Origin of the sequence: Saccharopolyspora sp. NPDC000359 (genome assembly GCF_040300525.1) — a bacterium.
GTDB lineage: Bacteria > Actinomycetota > Actinomycetes > Mycobacteriales > Pseudonocardiaceae > Saccharopolyspora.
This window is the reverse complement of sequence record NZ_JBEPDU010000073.1, coordinates 1-18,997: the sequence shown is the minus strand read 5'-3', so window position 1 is coordinate 18,997 and position 18,997 is coordinate 1. Positions and strand designations below refer to the sequence as shown.

The window sequence follows — 18,997 nt, the reverse complement described above, 5'->3', positions numbered from 1 at the left end:
AACCGAGCCCGAAAGGACAGCTCCAGATGACGAGTGCAGCCGTGCCGCACGTTCGCCGCAGCAGGCAGCTCCCGCCCTACCGAACGGTGTTCGCCGTGGACGCGAAGGGGTTCAGCGACGCGCCGAGTGCCCACCAGGAGCAGCTCGGGCAGGAGATCCCGCAGCTGTTGGAGCAGGCTCTCGCGCAGTGCAACCTGTCCCGGTTGTGGGAAACGCGGGTGTTCGGCGCCTCCACCGGCGACGGATACTACTTCGGCGTGGAGGCCGTGGACACCCCGTTCCTGGTCGACCCGCTCCTCGGTGAGCTGCAGGACGTGCTGGAAGCGCATGACGGGGTGGTGCGCGCCCGCAGCCGCGACCTGCGCATGCGGCTGCGAGCCAGCATCCACGTCGGCCCGATCCCGGACAGCGGGTTGGCCACCCCGATGAACGAGACGCACCGCCTGCTGGACTCCCAACCGGTCCGCGACGTGCTGAGCAAGTCCGACCCGGACACCACCTTCCTGGCGGTGATCCTGTCGCAGCGGGTCGTCACCGACGTCGTCGAAGCCGAGTACACGAAGCTCCGGCGCACCCAGTTCAAGCGCAACGCCGTGACCGTGAAGAACTTCCACGACATCGGCTGGCTGTACATCCCGTGCCCCTCGGTGCCGCTCGACGAGCTCGGCCACATCGAAGGTGTCTCCCGGGCGGACACCAGCGAGCTCGAGTCCAAGCCGACGAAATCCACTGCCCCGGTCGCCGCCCGGTTCGACATCGGCACCGTGCAGCAGAGCGCCATCGCGAAGGAGCACGACGGCAACAACAACTTCACCTTCGGCAGCCCGACCGGTGACGCGCGATGACCACGATGGACAACACCGTCGAGACCGCGAGCCAAAGCCCGTTCGCCGGTGAGCACCACGGCGACAACAACTACACGTACCACTACACCTACGGTTCGCAGAAGCTGCTCGCCCGCAGCCGTTACGACCACACCTGGTTGACCTGGCTGGCGCAGGTCTTCGAGCCCCCGGACGGGTACTCGGACGCGCTCGAGAAGCTCACCAAGAACCACCGGACCGTGATCACCGGTCATCCGGGCAGCGGTTTGCACACCGCCGCGACGATGCTGCTGCACGAGGCGAAGACCTCGCCCCGCATGGTGACGGCCGACCAGGACCTGCGGCTGTCCGAGTACATCGGCGATCGGACCGGTTTGCTCATCGACCTCCGCAGCACTGCCGAGCTGCCCCCGGGTGAGGTGTCAGACCAGCTGGCGGCAGCGGAGGCCGAGCTGGCCTCGACCGAGAGCCGCGCCGTGGTGATCGTGCCGCCCGAACTCAGGCACGACGTCACCGCGCTCCGGACTGATCCGGCGAACGTCGTCTGGCTCACCCGGCCGACTCCCGCAGCCGTGCTGGCCAAGCACCTCGAAGCCGTGGCGGACCCGCCAGTTGCCGTGCGCGAGGCGGTCGTCACCGCCCGCGCGGAGGCGGACAGTCGGCTGCGCACCCTCCTGGACCGGGCGAGTCCGGACCGGGCGAGGGCACTGGCGGAGCTGATCCGCGACCTCAGCCGCGCCGCCCCGCATCGGCGGCTCGACGAGCTGTACCCCGATGTCGAAGCGGGCTTCCACGCCTGGCAGGACGTGGTGGGCCAGTGGTACCGCGAGCACAAGTCGGCCGAGGATCGGGCATTGCTGGTGGCTCTGGCCGCCCTCGACGGGGCACCCACCTTCGTCATCGCCGAAGAAGCCGGTGAACTGGTGCGCATGTCGGGCTCGGGCGGGTTCCCGCCCTTCAACGCCGATGGCCTGCGCGAGCGGCTCGACCAGATGCACGCCCAGCTCGCCAGGCACCGGGTCGGTTTCAGCAGGCCAGGTTTCGCCGACGCCGTCTTCAACTACGTGTGGCTCGACCAGCCGTGGCTGCGCAGGACCATCCTGGACTGGCTCAGCACGTTGCCAGCACGCCTCGGGAGGCGGCTCGACGCGGAGCTCGTCGACGCGTTGAGCGACCGCCTGCTCGCCGTGGCCACCGAGTTCAACGATCCCGATGTGATCACCGATGTCGGCCGTGCCTGGGCAGCGCGCAAATCGGAAACGGCCGCCCGGCTCCTGACCAACAGCGCCCTCGATCCAGTCCTCGGGCGACGGACGCGGGCGGCCTTGAAGGAGTGGGCCACCAGTTCACCGAGCGCAGCCGTGGCCGCCGTCGTCGCCTCGGTGTGCGGTGGTGACCTCGCGCGGGTCGACCTGCAGCTGTGCCTCACCAGGCTCCGCCACCTCGCGGCCTTTGGCTCCAACGAACGGGTCTCCGCGCTGGGCACCCAAGCAGTGCGCACGCTGGCAGAACGCGAGGAAACAGCACCGGGCGTGCTCGCCCGCGTTCGGCGCTGGTGCACGTACCCGACGACCTCGCAGGCGCGGAAGGACGGAGCGGTGATCTTCCTGCTGCTCGCGCAGGAACCCCTCACCGGCCCGACAGGCGTGGCAGACCTCGATCGGGGTCTTCGAACATGCTGGCGGCACACCATGGATTTGCTGCCCGGCGGGTCACGGCGCGTGCACGAGCTGTGGGAAGCCGCGGTCGGCACCTGGCTCGACAACGCCGCGAGCGGCCCCGAGGCCGATCAGACCTTGGCGGTGCTGGTCAGCGCGGCAGCGTCGTCCGGGTTGCGCGTCGCCCAGCTCGAGCACGCAGCCCGGCGGTGGGCTGCGGACCGAACCGACCGGGCAAGCGTGTTGCGCGAGCTGCTCACCAGGTTGCGCGGTGTCGATCCGGCACAGCGGAAGGTCGACGAGCTGCGCAGGTCCTTCCAGCACTTCCGCCGCCCCACCCCCTAACACGATATCCAGGGAAGGGACATGACGTTCACCCAGCACATGGTCACCGGGCTCAACAAGTTGGCGAGTTGGCTCGCCAACCGGAAGGGGATCCCGTTCCCGCAGTTCGGGCGCTTACCCGGGCAGTGGTACGCCACCCGACTGCGCGCGCAGCTGCCGGGCGCGATCAACGGGTCCTGCTTCGACGCGGGTTTCGAGCTGTACTGGCAGGTGCTCCCCGAGGTTCCTCCGGACCTCGACCCCGAGACCTTCATCAAGACCGAAGCGGGCCGCCTGGCACAGCCCCTGGCGAAGCAGGCCCTGGTGACGCAGCGCGAGCTGGTGGAGGCGGAGATCAACCGCCAGCTGGCCTCGTTGACCGGGCCCGGGGTGGTCGGTCGTGGCGAGGTCACGCTCACGGTGTCCGACGAGCACCGCGAGGCCACCGAGCGCTACCTGAAGTTGCTCCAGCACCGCGAGAACAACGCCATGACCCGGCTGATCAAGGCCGAGGAGCGCGAGTACCTGCGCCGGGAGGTGTTTCCCGACCGGCAGGCGGCCCTGCTCTGGTGGGTCCAGGACGACCCGGGCCGCGCGAACAAGCTCAACGACCTGGAGCGCCTCCTGCAGCACTACGAAGGTTCCCCGGAGGTGGAGGCGCACGACGGGCTGCTCGGCGAGCTCGAGAGCCAGCTCGCGCGGCTCGACGAGGCCTCCCGGGACCACCTGCTCCGGAGCTTCGCCGAAATGATCGAACTGGTCGCCGACCCGGCCGCTGCAGCTGCCTGATCTCGATGCCCGCGGACGAAGGGTCGCCCGCGGGCATCGAACCAGGAACCAGCTGCGGTGCGCGTCCCGCGCGGGGTTCGGCCGAAGGTGTGGGTTGGTGGGGTGGAGTGGGCCGATCTCGGGACAGGGGGTGGTCCGGGCGACCAGAATCATCGGTGCAGAGCTCGCCAGATCGTGAGCTGCCGTGGAGAATCGATCACCGGTGGTCGATGGTCGCGAACGACTCGGGAGGAACCAGTGCACATACCCGGGCCCGACACCCGCGTGGTCGAGCTGCGGGTGCACGGCATCCTCGGTGCCACCGGCGATGAGCTGACCGACTCCGTCGCTTCGGTGGACGTCGCCGGGGACGGGGTCGGGCGGATCATGCGCCCGGCCGACCGGTTGCGCCGTCCGGTTCCGGGGCCGGTGCTGTCCACCGGGGACCGCTCGGTGCCCCGGATCGTCGAGGGCTACGTCTGGGGCAGCATGACCTCCGGCGGGTTGGCCAAGGCGACCTGGGCGCTGCTGTTCCCGTTCGCGCTGGCGAACATGGCGCACTGGATGCTGCCGCCCGTGCAGAGCAGCAACCCCATCAGCCGGGCGCTCTCCACGGCGCTGCGCGCCTTGCTCCGGCTGTCCGCGCTGCTGCTGACGATGCTGTTCGTCGCGCAGCTGACCGTGGTCAGCCTCGACATGGTGGCCGCGCAGTGCCTGAGCCCCGGCGCGACGTGCCTGGAGTTCATCCCGGACGCGGTCCGCTCCATCGACGTGCTGCGCTCCTCGGTGGCGTTGCTGCCGATCGCTCTCGTCATCCTCCTCATGCATCGTCTGTCCACTGTGTCCTGGCAGGTCTCGGCGCCGAAGACCGACAAGCCGCAGCACTCGGCGCGCGCTCCGATGCTGCCCGGCGCGAACGTCGTCGCCGACCCGGACACCCCCGCGCTGCGCGCCCTCCACGTGACCGCCGCGCTGTCCACTGTGGCGATGCTCGCGCTCGGCGGACCGTTCCAGCCCAGCCCGGACCCGCGGTGGCTGCTGGCCGCCGCGCTGATCGGCATCAGCGCGATCGGCACGGTCGGACTCGACGACCCCGCCCACATGTACCCGGACGGCAAGGAGAAGGTGCTGCGGAGCATGCTCGGCCGCACCTCGCGGCGGGTGCTGGTCACCGCAGCCTCGGTGCTGCTGGGCTCGGTCGCGCTGCTCCCCGGCCCGCTCGTCGGGCAGCTGCCCGGCTCCGGCCCCACCATCGACGCGATCACCAGCACCCTGGTGATCACCTGTGTCGCCGTCGCGGTCCTGCTCACCCCGGCCACGCTGCTGGCCCGGCCCACCTGGAAGAACTGCCCGCAGCAGCTCCGCCCGTGGGCTGGCGGCTGGATGTCCGCCCCGGTGCTGATGTTCGCCTGCATGCTCGGCGCCGGATTCGGGGCCGGGCTCGCGTACACCGTGCGCCAGACCCTCGTCGTCGACGACCTCCCCAGCGAGCAGGGACCGAAGCTCCCCGAGGCGTTCAACGACGTCACGGTCTTCTGGGGCGCCACTGCCGTGCTGCTGGCGCTGGCCGCGGTCATCGGCATCCCGGTGCTACTGGTCAAGCGGTGGCGGACCGCCCGGACCGATGACGACAGCTCGATCCCGGACGAGATCGCCCTGCTACACGCCGGTCGCCCGGAGGACCAGCGCGCGGCCGCGAACGCCTGGAAGTGGGCCGCCCTGCAGCGCCGCTACTCGCACGTCGTCCTCCTGGTGATCGCCGGGGTGCTGGCGGTCAGCACCGCGGTGACGGTGATGGCTCGAACTGTCGACCTCCCTCCGCTGGTGGACACGAACTGGCTGGTCGCGATCGGGGTCGCTTCGCTGGCCGCACTGGCGGCCGGCCTGCTGCGGATGGTCTACCGCGCGGCGGGCAAGCGGGACACCGCCCGCTACCTCGGCGTGCTCTGCGACCTGGTGCTGTTCTGGCCGCGCGAGGCGCACCCGGTGGTCCCGCCGTGCTACGCGCTGAAGGTCATCCCCGAGCTCGCCGACCGCGCCACCGAGCACCTGGCCGACCCGAACACCCGGGTCGTGCTCGTCGGGCACAGCCAGGGCAGCCTGCTCGCCGCGGTGGCCACCGCCCGGCTGCTCGACTCGCTGCCCGAGGCCGACCGCGAACGCGTCGGGCTGGTCACCGCGGGTTCGCAGCTGCAGTGGGCCTACCCGCGGGCCTTCCCCGGCGTGGTGCCGCACAAGTCGCTGCGCGACCTGGCCGGAACGCTCGGCGGGCGCTGGCGCTCGCTGTGCCGCGGCACCGACCCGCTCGGCGGGGCCGTGACCACGTGGAACCGGCAGGTCTACGACGGCATGCTGATCGGCGTGGGGTTCCGTGCCGACGGCACCGAAGGCCCGCTACCCGCGGCGACCCGCGGCCCCACCGGCGCGCTGGTGCTGGGCGGGGACCACTGGCTGCCGGACCCGCAGCGCGGGCCGTTCGCATGCCGCCGCTGGGTGCCGGGCGTGCTGGGGCACACCGACTACCCCGGCGACCCCGAGTGGGACCGGGCGGTGGCGATGGCGGCCGGGCTGGAGACCCCGGTCCGCGGTGCCACGCTGCCGTTGCGCCCGCAGACCCCCACGCCCGCGCAGGCTCCGGCCGTGCCGAGCGCGCCGAAGGCACCTCAACTCACCGCGCAGGGCGGCGACGGCGGATCCCTCACCGACTCCGTCGAGGAGCTGGCCCACCCCTCGGACGAGCCCGAACCCACGCCGGACAACGAGGTCGAGCCGGACACCGCGCCGGAGCCGCAGCCCGCGAAGGCCCGGCCCAAGCCGTCGGTGCTGCCCGAGATCACCGAGCCGCGCGGACGCACCGCCCCGTGGGAGCGCGCGATGTCGCTGGGCACCAGCGAGCACTGAGTCACCCACCCCGCAGCTAGCCGGTGGCGCGGTCCAGCACGGACCGCGCCACCGCGCACGCGGTGCGGCGGTGGACACCAGCGCGGCGCTCCTCGATCACCGGGACCGCGCAGCACGTCGGCACGCACCGGACGGTTCGTGGTTGGCCACCAGGTCCTGAGTTCAGCCGTTGCAAGTTCCATGGGAACCATGATCCTGGGCTGCCCTGGAGAGGTCATCACTCGAGCAGGTGAACATCAGTTCGAATCGAGCTCGGTGCGCACAAAAAAGCGGCGGCGCCGCCCCACCGGGACGACGCCGCCGCGCGAGCAGGTGCCGGGACTAGTCGGACGAGCCAGCGCCTCGAGGCACCTCGCCACCGGCCGAGACCTCGCCGTTCCTGATCCGCTCCCCCAGCCGGGAGTGGGACCGGCCGTAGAGGAAGTAGATCACCACACCGGCCACCATCCAGATGACGAACCGGATCCAGGTCAGCGCGGTCAGGTTCAGCATCAGCCACACGCAGGCGATGATCGCCAGGATCGGCACCAGCGGCACCAGCGGCGCGCGGAAGCCGCGCGGCAGGTCGGGCCGGGTCCGGCGCAGGACGATCACGCCCAGCGAGACCAGCACGAACGCGAACAGGGTGCCGACGTTGACCATCTCTTCGAGCTTGTCCGCCGGGAAGAAACCGGCCGCCACCAGCACGACCACGCCGACCAGCACGGTGGCCCGGGTCGGGGTGCCGCGCTTCGGGTCGGTCTTGGCCAGGCCGCGCGGCACCAGACCGTCGCGGGACATGGCGAACAGGACTCGGGTCTGGCCCAGCAGCAGCACCATGACGACCGTGGTCAGACCGACCAGCGCACCGACCGCGATGATCGCGGCGGCCCAGTTGATCCCGTGCTGCGCGAAGGCCGTGGCCAGCGTGGAGCGGGTGCCGGACTCGTCGGTCGCCAGGTCGGTGTAGGGCACCATGCCGGTGACCACCATGGCGACGGCCACGTACAGCACGGTGACGATCGCCAGGCTGCCGAGGATGCCCCGCGGCGCGTTCTTCTGCGGGTTGCGGGTCTCCTCCGCGGTGGTGGCGACGATGTCGAAGCCGATGAAGGCGAAGAACACCAGCGACGCACCGGCCAGCAGGCCGAAGATGCCGAAGGTGCTCGTCTCACCACCGAGGATCAGCGACAGCAGCGACTGCTCGATCGCGGGCGTGTCGGTGGCGGACGCCTCGGTCGCCGGCGGGATGAACGGCGTGTAGTTGGACGCGTTGATGTAGCCCAGTCCGACCACGATGACCAGCAGCACCACGAAGACCTTGATCAGCGTGATGACCAGGCTGACCCGCGCGGACAGCTTGGTGCCCAGCGCCAGCAGCGTGCACAGCACGGCGACCAGCAGCACCGCGCCCCAGTCGAACTGCAGCCCGCCGACCAGCTCGAACGAGGTCGGCAGCTCCACCCCGATCAGCCCGAAGACCTGCTCCAGGTAGATCGACCAGCCCTTGGCGACCGCCGCCGCGGCGACCGCGAACTCCAGGATCAGGTCCCAGCCGATGATCCAGGCGATGAACTCGCCGAAGGTCGCGTAGGAGTAGGTGTAGGCACTGCCCGCGACCGGCACCGTGGAGGCGAACTCGGCGTAGCACAGCGCCGCGAGCCCGCAGGCGATCGCGGCGAGGACGAACGCCAAGGACACCGAGGGACCTGTCATGTCACCGGCGGTCCGCGCGGCGAGGGTGAAGATGCCGGCACCGATCACCACGGACACACCGAAGACGATCAGGTCCCAGGTGCCCAGGTTCTTGCGCAGCTTGGTGTCCGGCTCGTCGGTGTCCAAGATCGATTGCTCTACCGACTTGGTTCGCCACAGCCCAGTACCTGGCACTGTCGCCTCCTCATGAATCCCAAATTGTGGGTCGCACCCTAACCCGGCAGTCTTGCGGGCGGAACTGGGTGACTTGAGTCCGCCAGCACTTTCGTTAGCTCCTTGTGATGCGCTCGGCCCGGTATCAGACCAGACCAGCTCACGGGGTCAGCGACCGCCCCCGCTCCAGGTCCGGTTCGAGGTAGATCAGCCGCGCAGCAGGCACTTTCGCGCGGATCCGGGCTTCGGCGTCGTCGATCTCCGCGGCCACCTCGGTCACCGTCATCGCGGGCGTCATGCCGATCTTCGCCGCGATGAGCAGCTCCTCCGGGCCGAGGTACTGGGTGCGGATGTGGATCACCCTCTGCACCCTCCCGCGCTCCAGCTCGCCGACGATCTCGGCCAGCACCTCGCGGCTGGCGCCCTCCCCGATGAGCAGGCTCTTGGTCTCGACGATCAACACGACCGCGATCACCCCCAGCAGCACCCCGATGCAGGTGGTGCCGACACCGTCCCACACCGGGTTCCCGGTGAGCACGGTGAGACCGACGCCGCACAGCGCCAGCCCCAGGCCGACCAGCGCGCCCAGGTCCTCCAGCAGCACCACCGGCAGCTCCGGGGTCTTGGCCTGCCGGACGAACTGCCACCAGTTCAGCCCGCCCTTGAGCTCGCGGGACTCCTTGATCGCGGTGATGAAGCTGTAGGACTCCAGTCCGATCGCGATCAGCAGGATCAGCACCGCGACCCAGGCGTAGGTCAGCGGTTCGGGGTGCTGGACCTTGTGGATGCCCTCGTAGAGCGCGAACACCGAGCCCAGGCTGAACAGCAGCAGCGCCACGACGAACGAGTAGAAGTAGCGGTCGCGGCCGTACCCGAACGGGTGCTCCTCGGTGGGTTTGCGCTGCGCGGTCTTCTGCCCGATCAGCAGCAGGCCCTGGTTGGACGTGTCGGCCAGGGAGTGCACCGACTCCGCGAGCATCGACGACGATCCGGTGAACAGGAACCCGGCGAACTTGGCCACCGCGATCCCGGCGTTGGCCGTGAGCGCGGCCAGGATCGCCTTGGTGCCGCCACTTGCTGACACGTTCTCTCCCGTGCGGTGCGAACTCCGACCGGTCCGCCGGTCGATGACGGGAGGAATCTACCTGCTACCTGGCACTTCGGACGCCAGGTCGGGGAACTCGTCCGAATGTTGACAGGCTGCGCCTTTCGCCCTTTTCGGGCGATGCCTCAGAACGCGCCAGCGGCAGCGCGGAAGACCTGCGCCCGGCCGTCACCGTCGAGGTCGGCGGGGCGCACCTGCACCGCCGGGTCGGACGCCGCGAGCCACACCGACTGGCCGCGCTCCAAGCGCAGCTCGCGCGGCACCGAACCGTTGTGCGTGCTGCTGGTCAGCCGGATGCTGCCCTTGGTGCACAGCAGGATCTGCGGGCCCGGGGAGTCCAGGTGCACCACCCCGGACTCGGCCGGCGTCCAGTCCAGCCTGGACAGCTCGAACTCGTCGGCCGGGGCCCGGTAGGCGGTCAGGTTGGCGTCCAGCGACTCGCCCTTGAGCACCCGCATGTCACCGCAGGCGAAGTCCAGCACGCGCAGCAGCTCCGGGACGTCGACGTGCTTGGGGGTCAGCCCGCAGCGCAGGATGTTGTCGGAGTTCGCCAGGATCTCGATGGCGGTGCCGTTGAGGTAGGCGTGCAGGTTGCCCGCGGGCAGGAAGATCGCTTCGCCGGGCTGCAGGACGACGCGGTTGAGCAGCAGGCTGGCCAGGACCCCGGCGTCGTGCGGGTAGGCCTCGCCGAGCTCCAGCACCGTCCGGCACTCGAGGGCGAACTCGCCGTGCCCGCGCACGTGCTCCACGCACGCCTCCAGCAGCTCGGGCTGCACCTCGCGCAGGTAGGTCTCCGGCAGCGTGATCCAGGTCGTGAACAGCGCGCGGAGTCCGTCGGCGTCGGGTTGGGCGGCGAGCAGCTCGCGGTGGGCGCGCAGGCTCGGCACCGCCAGCTCGTCCAGCAGCTGGACCGTGCGCCGGGCCTCGCGGAACCCGGCCAGCGCGTGGAACTCGGTCAGCGCGCAGACCAGTTCGGGCTTGGCAGTGGGGTCCGGGTAGTTGCGGTTGGGCGCGTTGCGCGCTATCCCTGCTTCCTCCTCCCGCCGGAAACCCTCGGCGGCCTGCTCGGCGGACGGGTGCGCCTGCAGGCTCAGCGGCTCGTCCGCGGCGAGCACCTTGAGCAGGAACGGCAGCCGACCACCCCAGCGCTGCACGCACACCGGGCCGAGGTGGCGCGCCGGGTCCTCCTCCAGCAGGGACAGCAGGGACACCTCGTCGCCGTCGGGCCGGACCACCCGGGACGGGTCACCGGGGTGGGCGCCCATCCACAGCTCGGCTTCCGGGTGCGGGGTGGGGACGGGCCGACCGAGCAGATCAGCAATAGCGGTACGCGAGCCCCACGCATAGGGGCGCACCGCGTTCCGCAGTAGCTCCACAGTCGTTTCTCGCTTCCTAATCTTCGCGCCTGCTCGTCCGCGACGCCCAGCACAGCACACCGCGCCGGGCCGCCGGGCGGCATCGGGGCATTCCCTGAAACTTCCCTCAGTGCATCGCCATGGCGGGCCATCCCGGCCCGTTCAACGTGCCCGCCGCCAACCCGAGGTAGACGGCGGCCAGGTCGAACCGGGCGGCCAGCGCCGCGGACCGCAGGACCGCGTCGTCGCGCACCGAATCCCCCGGGCTGATCAGGTCCGCGCCGGGCAGGTCCCGCACCGCGCCCCGTTCCTGGGCCTCCCCCTGCGCGTCGTACCGCGCGCTGACCAGGAACACGCGCAGGGCGGACCCCGGGTTGTCCTCGGGGTCGGCGAACAGGTCCGCTTCGGAACCGACCGAGGACGCGGCCCGGTGCAGCGCCCGCTCCGCCACGGCCTGCTGGTAGTCGGCCACGTGGCAGGGCGTCGCGGCGTGGGCGCCGAGGGCGAACGCCCCGTGCTCGGCCACCGCGGTGGACACCGGGTCCAGCCCCCACAGCAGCGGCGCGCGCTCGGCCAGCCGCATCGCCAGCGACTTCGCCGGGTTGGTGAGCGTCTCCTGGTTCGGGTGCGCGCGCTCGGCTTCCTTGTCCAGCTCGTCGGCGAGCTGGTCGGTGTCGAAGCGCACCAGGTCGAGCGCGCCGAAGATGCTGAGCCCGACCGCTAAGGCGTGGGCGAAGGACAGGGCGGGCGGAACCGGGATGCGCGGCGGCAGCACCTTGGCCCGGCCAGCGCCCGCGGCGGCCACCGGACCGTCCGACGGCACGGCCAGCACGACCGTCGCGCCGCGGCGGCAGGCGATCGACACCGATTCGGCCAGCACCGCGTCACCGACGTCCTCGCTGTGCGCGAACACCACGTCCAGCGCGCCGATCCAGGCAGGGACGGTTTCGGTGACCACCACCGGCACCGGGCAGCGCGGCCCGGCCAGCGCGGTCAGCAGGCGGCAGACGCCGGGCCCCACACCTGGGCGGGCCAGCAGCACCACCGCGCGGGGGCGGCCGTCGGCCAGGTCGTCCATGCCCACCTCGGTCGCGCTCTCAGCAGCCGCGCGGACCTGCGCACCCGAGAGGGCCGCGAGTCGCAGCAGGCCGCCGGGATCGGCGTCGACCAAGCGGGCCGGGTCGTCGAAGAGACTGTCGTCCAGCACCGGAGGTCACCCCTCCCCGGAAGCGCCGGGCGCCGGTCCCTCGACCGCTTCTTCCAGCAGCAGCACCGGGATGCCGTCCCGCACCGGGAAGGCGCGCCCGCAGGAGGTGCAGGTCAGGTAGTCGGCCTGGGGGTCGTCAGCCAGCCCCGGCCGGAGCTGGGCGTGCTGCGGGCACGGGCAAGCCAGGACCTCCAGCAACTGCGGTTCCAGGTCAACGGCCACTCTTCCTCCCCAAACTCGCCCGCGCACCCGGCGCGGCCTCGCGCTCCGACCGCTCTCGGCCGACATTCACCCTCGGACGACCGCGAGCACCTCGTCGCGCAGCGCGGCCACCGCGTCAGTGTCCCTCGCCTCCACGTTGAGCCGGAGCAGCGGTTCGGTGTTGGACGGGCGCAGGTTGAACCAGGAGCCGTCCGACAGCTCCACGGTAAGCCCGTCGAGCTCGTCCACACGAGCACCCGACCGGGCCCCGAAGGTGGCCGCGACGGCGCGCATCCGACCCTGCTGGTCGTCCACGGTCGAGTTGATCTCGCCGGAGGCACTGTAGCGCGAGTAGTCGGCCATCAGCTCGGACAGCGGCTGGTCCTGCCCGCCGAGCGCGGCCAGCACGTGCAGCGCGGCCAGCATGCCGGAGTCAGCCCGCCAGAAGTCCCGGAAGTAGTAGTGCGCGGAGTGCTCGCCGCCGAAGATCGCCCCGGTCTCGGCCATCGTCTGCTTGATGAAGGAGTGCCCGACGCGGGTGCGCACCGGCTTGCCGCCGTGCTCGGCGACGATCTCCGGCACCGCCTTGGAGGTGATCAGGTTGTGGATGACCGTCCCGCCCGGCTCCTTGGCCAGCTCGCGGACCGCGACCAGCGCGGTGATCGCGCTCGGCGCGACCGGTTCGGCGCGCTCGTCGACCACGAAGCAGCGGTCGGCGTCACCGTCGAAGGCCAGCCCGGCGTCGGCGCCCACCTCGCGGACCTTGGCCTGCAGGTCGACCAGGTTGGCCGGGTCCAGCGGGTTCGCCTCGTGGTTGGGGAAGCTGCCGTCGAGCTCGAAGTACATCGGGACCAGGTCGATCGGCAGCCCGTCGAACACGGTGGGCACGGTGTGCCCGCCCATCCCGTTGCCGGCGTCCACCACGACCTTCAGCGGGCGGATGCCGCTGAGGTCGACCAGCTCGCGCAGGAACGCGGAGTACTCGGCGGTCATGTCCCGGCTGCTGGTGCTTCCCTTGGCACCGAGGAACTCGGGCACGCCGTGGGCGACCAGCTCCTGGATCTCGGACAGGCCGCTGTCCTGCCCGACCGGGGCCGCACCAGCCCGGCAGAGCTTGATGCCGTTGTACTGGGCCGGGTTGTGGCTGGCGGTGAACATCGCGCCCGGCAGCTCCAGCCGACCGGAGGCGAAGTAGAGCATGTCGGTGCTGGCCAGCCCGATGTTGATCACGTCGACGCCCTGGCCGGTCACGCCCTCGGCGAAGGCCTCGGCCAGCCCCGGCGAGGACTCCCGCATGTCGTGGCCGACGACCACGGCAGGGCCACCCACGAGCCGGCTGAAGGCGGCGCCAACCTCCCGGACCACGTCGGTGTCGAGCCCATCCCCGACCACCCCGCGGATGTCGTACGCCTTGACGATCCCCGACAAGTCCCGCACGCTGCACCCTCCCCGATTCCGCGCCAGACACGACGTGGTTGGCAGCCTACCGGCGATCGATCGGGTGGTGGCGTCCGCTGGGAGCACGCGAGCTGTTCGTCACGATCAATTCACTCGTCGATCGGATCGGGCAGCGCCCGCAGGTGCCCGCGGCGGCTGCCGCCGGAGGTGAGCCCCTGGGGCTCCACCGGCCGGTCCGACCGCCCGGCCTCCCGGACCGCCTCGGCCAGCGCGGTCAAGTCGTCGTCGGAGGGTTCCGGCGGGGCGAACTCGCCCTCGTGCCGCACGACCTCCCAGCCCTTCGGCACAGTGAGCCGCAGCGCGTGCGCTTCGCACAGGTCGTAGCTGTGCGGTTCGGCATAGGTGGCCAGCGGGCCGACGACCGCGGTGGAGTCCGCGTAGGCATAAGTGAGCGTGGCGACGGCCGGGTTGAGACACCCGGTCCGCGAGCACCGCCTCACGCTCCGCACGACACGCACGATAGCGCGCCTGCTCCGGTGCGCGGCGAAGGCACGCGGAAACCGGCGTCGAAGGCGCGGCTGAGCACCGGGTTCGACCATGTCCGCCCTGCGTGAACGGATCCCCGGCGCTGGGCGTTCGCCCTGGTCGGCGCGCTCCGCCCGGCTCCCGTGGCGCGGCCGCCCGACCCGCGTCCACTCGCCGGACCAGCGGTGTCCCGTCCTGGGCGGCGGAAGGCGTACTCTCGGCCCGTGGTGACCGCACGTGGATCTCGGCGCCGTGTCCGCTTCCGGCGGGACCGGCGCGGTCGTGGCCTGCGCGGACCGCTGTACCCGTCGTCGGTCCCGGTGTCGCGCAGCCGCTCGCAGCGCTTCGACGCGCTGGTGTTGGAAGCGCTGGAGCCGATCGAGCAACGCTGGCACGCCGAGCTGACACAGCTGGACGTCGCCGTCGACGAGGTACCGGAGATCACCAGCACGGCGCCCGAGAAGGTCGTGTGGGACGACGACGTGGTGGTGGACTCCAACGTCCCGCTGGCCAGGCTGGTCCCGGCCGGGGTGGACCGCCGCGGGCTGCCCACGCGCGCGCGGATCGTGCTGTACCGGCGGCCGCTGGAGGCGCGGGCGCGCGACGGCACGGACATGGCGGACCTGCTGCACGACGTCCTGGTCGAGCAGGTGGCCACCTACCTGGGCCTGGACCCGGACGTCATCGAAGGGCAGTGACCAGGGCCTCCAGCGCGGCGGCGTACCCGTGCTCGGGCGGCGTGCCGTAGCCGACGACGAGCCCCTCCACGACGGGCATCGCAGCGTCCGGGTGGCGGAACTCGGCGAGCCCGTCCACCGCGATGCCGCGTTCGGCGGCGGCTGCGGCGGTGGCTTGCTCGGTGCCGGGCGGCAGGCGGAGCACGGCGTGCAGACCTGCGGCGATACCGGTAGCGGTGATGTGCGGGACGTGCTCGGCCAGCACCGCGAGCAGCTGGTCCCGGCGCCGCCGGTAGCGCTGCCGGGCGCGGCGGACGTGGCGGTCGTAGTGCCCGGACTCGACGAAGTCGGCCAGCGCCAGCTGGTCCAGGACGCCCGTCCAGAGCTCCCGCCCACCCTTCACCGCCAGCACCTTGTCCACCAGGTGCTCGGGCAGCACCATCCAGCCGACGCGCACCGCCGGGGACAGGCTCTTGCTGACCGATCCCAGGTAGATCACCCGCTCCGGGTCGAGCCCCTGCACCGCGCCGACCGGCTCCCGGTCGTAGCGGAACTCGCCGTCGTAGTCGTCCTCCAGGACCAGACCACCGGTGGTGCGGGCCCAGTCGACGGCCGCGGCGCGGCGCTCCGGGTGAAGTGGGCCGCCGGTCGGGAACTGGTGGGCGGGCGTGAGCAGCACGGCGCGCACCCGCGTGTCCAGCTCGTCGGTGCGGGCGCCGTGCTCGTCCAGGGTGAGCGGGATCGTGCGGACCCCGGCCGCGGTCACCCGCTGCCGGTGGAAGGACAGCCCGTAGGACTCCACCGCGAGCGGCCCGCGCAGGACGTGGCCGAACAGCAGGTCGAGGGCGTGGCCGAACCCGGAGCAGATCACGATCCGCTCCGGCTCCGCCCGCACGCCGCGGGCTCGGGCGAGGTAGTCGGCCAGCGCTCGGCGCAGCTCCGGCCTGCCCTGCGGGTCACCGGGGCCGAAGGCCTCGCTCGGCGCCGCGTTGAGGGCGCGGCGGGTCGACGCCGCCCAGGTGCTCCGCGGGAAGTCGGAGCTGTCGGGTTGTCCTTGCCGCAGGTCGTGGCGGGGAGCCGGGCTTCGCGGCGGCCGGGCCGGGCGGCTGGAGCGGCGCGGTTCGGCACGATGCGCGACTCGGGTTCCCGAGCCCTGCCTGGCCGTGAGCCAGCCCTCGGCGATCAGCTCCGCGTAGGCCGCGGCGACGGTGTTGCGGGCCAGGCCGAGGTCCGCCGCCAGCGAGCGGTACGGCGGCAGCCGGGAACCCGAGGGCAGCCGCCCGGACCGGATCGCCTCGCGCAGCGCAGCGGTGAGCACCGACCGGCGGCTGCCCGGCGCGGAGAGGTCCAAGTGCAGGTCGCTGCCCGTCGACGCGGCGGAATTGGCCCAGGGAACTGGCACGGAATTGCACTCTACGACCGGTCGATGTGCGCCGTAGCGTGAGGCGCATGACGAACCAGAACCGCATCGACCTCGCCCGGACCGCGCCGAAGGTCTACCGCGCCCAGCGCGCCTTCGAGGACGCGGCCCGTGAAGGTCTCGACCCCGAGTTGGGGGAGCTGGTGCGAATCCGCGCGTCCCAGCTCAACGGGTGCGCGTACTGCCTGCACATGCACGTGAACGACGCCCGCGAGGCGGGTGCGGACGAGAACCGGCTGCACATGGTCTCGGTGTGGCGGGAGGCGGCCCGCTTCTTCACCGACCGGGAACTGGCGGCGCTGGAGCTGACCGAGGCGGTCACCCTGGTGTCCGAGCGCGGAGTGCCCGACGAGGTCTACGCCCGAGCGGCCGAGCACTTCGAGCCCGCGGAGCTGGCGAGCTTGCTCGCGCTGATCCTCAGCATCAACACCTGGAACCGCATCGCGCTCGCCACGGCCAAAACCCCCGGCACCGACGAACGCAAGGCGTAACCCCACCCCCTTCGAGAGGCCCGGAACACCACTCCCCACAACCTCCGAAGGGTGCGCCAACCTCCGCTCCGACCAGCCCTCCAAGCCGCCCGGGATGTCGCCCCAACGCAACTCCGATGAAAATCAGGCACTCAAGTTCCATTGAAATCGCGAACCACACCCCCGAACGGCTGAACCACTGCCCGGAACCTCCGGCGTGTCGCCCCACGACACGCCGTGAGTTCGCAGTTTCAATTGAAACTGCGGACACCCCGGGTCCGCCGCACGGTCTTCCGGGGGCAGCTTCGGACAGTCCGTCACGGGCGTGTCGTGCTGGCGAATTCAATGAGGTGATCTCAGTAAGCGCCCCGACGCATCACCGGCGTGTCGGGTGCCCGACACACCGGTGGTGCACAGTTTCAGTTGAAACTGTAACCGTCCCTCGCCCATCCGCCGACGCGTCACCACTCTCGCGCGCCCCAAGCGAAGGGCACCTTTCACCGGCTCGGTCGGCAGAAGCGTTCTTCATCAACGCCCGCGATCGGCGCTGGGTGCCGGTGGAAGCGGTTTCGGCGTCTGCCTGGGATTACAGTTTCGGTTGAAACTGTGAATCATCCGGCGACTCGCCAGTGCGGGTCCGGTGAGATCACCTCAATGGTTGTCAGGTGTCCTTGTTCCATTGAAGTTGCGGGTTCCTCTGCTGGGTGGCTGAGCTGCCCAGGGGAGGAACCCGCCTGTTCGGGCGCGATGCGCCGGAGGGCCTGTTGGGTTGGGGCCGCGGGGTGGGCGGCGGGGTGGTCAGGGGGTGGGGGTGGGTTTGCGGCGGCGGCTGGGGATTGCCGTGACCAGGGTGAACAGGACCGCTGCGGCTTGGACGGAGAGCAGGGCCGTGCGGGGGAGTTCGGTGAACCCGACCTGGACCTCGGCCGCTTGCTCCGGCAGTGGGATCGCCACCTGGTGGCCCCAGGCCGTGGCCAGCGGGAACGTCATGCCGTCGACCCGCGCGTACCAGCCGGGTTCGTTCTCCGCGCCAAGGACCAGCGCGCGGCCCGCACCGCCCTCGGAGATCCGGACCGTGAAGTTCGGCAGCTGCGCGGCGACCGGGAGCGGGCGGGCTTCCGGGGTCGGTTCGGGTTCGGTCTGGGCTTGGCGCGCCAGGTCGGGGCCGACCAGCTTGATCGGCGAGCTCGGCAGCAGCAGGCGCAGGACCCGGCTGCCGTCCGGGAGTCCCGCGTGTTCGTTCACCAGGCCGTGGCCGAGTTCGAGCACCCGCGAATCGCCCGGTACGACGACGAACTCCGCGCCGCGCGCCGCCACCGAGGCCAGCGCGCCCCGCACCCGGCCGGGATCGTCGGACTGCAGGTCGTCATCGACCTGGCGTAGCCAGTCGGTGGCCGACCCAGCGGGCGCCAGGTCGTCGTCACCGAAGCGCGGGCCGGATCCGGTGACCAGTCGCGCGGGCTGGGGCCCGGGATCGAGGACCAGTCGCGTCCCGAACGGTCCGGCCGCCGGCCGCTCCGGGGCTAGCGGACCGCCGACCAGCGCGAAAGCCGAGCTCACCACCAATCCGAGCACCACGACCGCCAACGCAGCGACCCCCGGCACCCTCGGCAGGAGCTTCGGCCGACCGGCCTGCAGCACGATCCAGCCGCAGCCCGCGGCGACGAGCACCAGCGGGCCGCCGGTCCAGCCGACGGTGGCCACTCCCCCCGCGATCGGCTCGGCTGCCGAGCCGTCCACCGCAGCCGCCACCAACCAGCCGAAGACCACGACCCCGACGGCGGGCAGCATCCGCTTGTCCCAGGCGAGTGCGAGCGCCCCCATTGCGGCGAGGACGAACAGCACCCCCAGCCAGCTCGCCGGAGAACCGTCCGGGCTCAACGCGAGCAACCACGCGCCTGCGGGCTGCTCCACCACGCGAGCCCCGAGCCCGTGCAGCAGGACCTGCGGGTGTTGCAGGACCGCGATGGGCCACGGCAGCAGGCAGGCGACCGACAGCAGAACCAACGCGGTCAGACCGGCCACCCGACGTCGGCTGCGCGCTGTCTCACCGGGTAGCAGGACGTGCGCGAGCAGCGCCAGCACGATCAACGCGAGGTGCATCAGCGGCGAGAAGGCGCCGAGCACCGCGAGGCCCAGCGCGGTCAGGCAGACCGTGCCCAGCCACTGGCCGTCGGAACGCCGGATCACCACCGCGATCCCAGCCAGCAGCGGCGGCACCAGGACGTGCGCGACCACCACGTCCAGCCGCCCCTGCCCGGCCGACAGCGACGCCGCCGGTAACAAGGCGTACGCCCCGGCGGCGACCGCGCGGCG

Annotated in this window: 15 protein-coding genes; 6 read left to right on the top strand and 9 right to left on the bottom strand. The window is 71.5% G+C overall.

Translation table 11 applies throughout. The features are described from left to right. The first annotated feature begins 26 nt into the window (after positions 1–26). The 4 genes from ABT324_RS31115 to ABT324_RS31100 all read left to right on the top strand — a co-directional run bounded on the left by ABT324_RS31115 (position 27) and on the right by ABT324_RS31100 (position 6,475). A complete protein-coding gene (locus ABT324_RS31115; protein WP_351184732.1) occupies positions 27–845 on the top strand; it encodes a hypothetical protein in 819 nt (272 codons plus the stop codon). Then, positions 842–2,827 carry a hypothetical protein gene (locus ABT324_RS31110; protein WP_351184730.1) on the top strand — a complete coding sequence of 662 codons (1,986 nt, stop codon included), beginning with the start codon at positions 842–844 and terminating at the stop codon, positions 2,825–2,827. Before ABT324_RS31115 ends, ABT324_RS31110 begins: the two co-directional genes overlap by 4 nt. Before the next feature lie 21 nt (positions 2,828–2,848). Next, positions 2,849–3,595, top strand: a complete 747-nt coding sequence (locus tag ABT324_RS31105) for a hypothetical protein (protein WP_351184728.1) — start codon at positions 2,849–2,851, stop codon at positions 3,593–3,595. A 237-nt stretch (positions 3,596–3,832) separates the two neighbouring features. Continuing rightward, positions 3,833–6,475 (top strand): hypothetical protein, encoded by a 2,643-nt coding sequence (locus ABT324_RS31100; protein ID WP_351184726.1) that lies wholly within the window; start codon positions 3,833–3,835, stop codon positions 6,473–6,475. A 321-nt stretch (positions 6,476–6,796) separates the two neighbouring features. On the opposite strand, the gene ABT324_RS31095 is transcribed toward ABT324_RS31100, so the two are convergent. The 7 genes from ABT324_RS31095 to ABT324_RS31065 all read right to left on the bottom strand — a co-directional run bounded on the left by ABT324_RS31095 (position 6,797) and on the right by ABT324_RS31065 (position 14,098). Beyond that, entirely contained in the window at positions 6,797–8,344 is a 1,548-nt protein-coding gene (locus ABT324_RS31095; protein ID WP_351184724.1) for an amino acid permease, read from the bottom strand. Positions 8,345–8,483: 139 nt separating this feature from the next. Further along, a complete protein-coding gene (locus ABT324_RS31090) occupies positions 8,484–9,407 on the bottom strand; it encodes a cation diffusion facilitator family transporter (protein WP_351184722.1) in 924 nt (307 codons plus the stop codon). 146 nt (positions 9,408–9,553) lie between these two features. After that, positions 9,554–10,804: a mannose-6-phosphate isomerase, class I gene (gene manA, locus ABT324_RS31085; protein WP_351184720.1), complete on the bottom strand. Its 1,251-nt coding sequence runs from the start codon at positions 10,802–10,804 to the stop codon at positions 9,554–9,556. Positions 10,805–10,910: 106 nt separating this feature from the next. Continuing rightward, a complete protein-coding gene (locus ABT324_RS31080; protein WP_351184718.1) occupies positions 10,911–11,990 on the bottom strand; it encodes a hypothetical protein in 1,080 nt (359 codons plus the stop codon). 6 nt (positions 11,991–11,996) lie between these two features. Next, the gene (locus tag ABT324_RS31075; RefSeq protein ID WP_351184716.1) at positions 11,997–12,212 is read right to left on the bottom strand and encodes a Trm112 family protein; all 216 of its coding nucleotides are present in this window, start codon (positions 12,210–12,212) and stop codon (positions 11,997–11,999) included. Positions 12,213–12,278: 66 nt separating this feature from the next. Next, the gene (locus ABT324_RS31070; RefSeq protein WP_351184714.1) at positions 12,279–13,628 is read right to left on the bottom strand and encodes a phosphomannomutase/phosphoglucomutase; all 1,350 of its coding nucleotides are present in this window, start codon (positions 13,626–13,628) and stop codon (positions 12,279–12,281) included. A 110-nt stretch (positions 13,629–13,738) separates the two neighbouring features. Then, complete coding sequence (locus ABT324_RS31065) at positions 13,739–14,098, bottom strand: DUF3499 domain-containing protein (protein WP_351184712.1); 360 nt, start codon at positions 14,096–14,098, stop codon at positions 13,739–13,741. A gap of 240 nt (positions 14,099–14,338) precedes the next feature. Between ABT324_RS31065 and ABT324_RS31060 the strand changes: the two genes are divergently transcribed. Then, the gene (locus tag ABT324_RS31060) at positions 14,339–14,812 is read left to right on the top strand and encodes a metallopeptidase family protein (RefSeq protein WP_351184710.1); all 474 of its coding nucleotides are present in this window, start codon (positions 14,339–14,341) and stop codon (positions 14,810–14,812) included. Here ABT324_RS31060 and pdxR read toward each other — a convergent pair. Then, the gene (gene pdxR, locus ABT324_RS31055) at positions 14,796–16,193 is read right to left on the bottom strand and encodes a MocR-like pyridoxine biosynthesis transcription factor PdxR (protein ID WP_351184708.1); all 1,398 of its coding nucleotides are present in this window, start codon (positions 16,191–16,193) and stop codon (positions 14,796–14,798) included. The two genes, ABT324_RS31060 and pdxR, sit on opposite strands and share 17 nt — an antisense overlap. 47 nt (positions 16,194–16,240) lie before the next feature. Between pdxR and ABT324_RS31050 the strand changes: the two genes are divergently transcribed. Beyond that, the gene (locus tag ABT324_RS31050; RefSeq protein ID WP_351184706.1) at positions 16,241–16,702 is read left to right on the top strand and encodes a carboxymuconolactone decarboxylase family protein; all 462 of its coding nucleotides are present in this window, start codon (positions 16,241–16,243) and stop codon (positions 16,700–16,702) included. Between the two features lie 777 nt (positions 16,703–17,479). Here the strand turns inward: ABT324_RS31050 and ABT324_RS31045 are convergent. Next, positions 17,480–18,967, bottom strand: coding sequence for a hypothetical protein (locus ABT324_RS31045; RefSeq protein WP_351184704.1), 1,488 nt, complete (start codon positions 18,965–18,967; stop codon positions 17,480–17,482). Positions 18,968–18,997 lie beyond the last annotated feature (30 nt).

Coding starts and splice junctions, on each gene's coding strand:
- ABT324_RS31115 (WP_351184732.1), top strand. CDS start 27: ATGACGAGTGCAGCCGTGCCGCACGTTCGCCGCAGCAGGCAGCTCCCG.
- ABT324_RS31110 (WP_351184730.1), top strand. CDS start 842: ATGACCACGATGGACAACACCGTCGAGACCGCGAGCCAAAGCCCGTTC.
- ABT324_RS31105 (WP_351184728.1), top strand. CDS start 2,849: ATGACGTTCACCCAGCACATGGTCACCGGGCTCAACAAGTTGGCGAGT.
- ABT324_RS31050 (WP_351184706.1), top strand. CDS start 16,241: ATGACGAACCAGAACCGCATCGACCTCGCCCGGACCGCGCCGAAGGTC.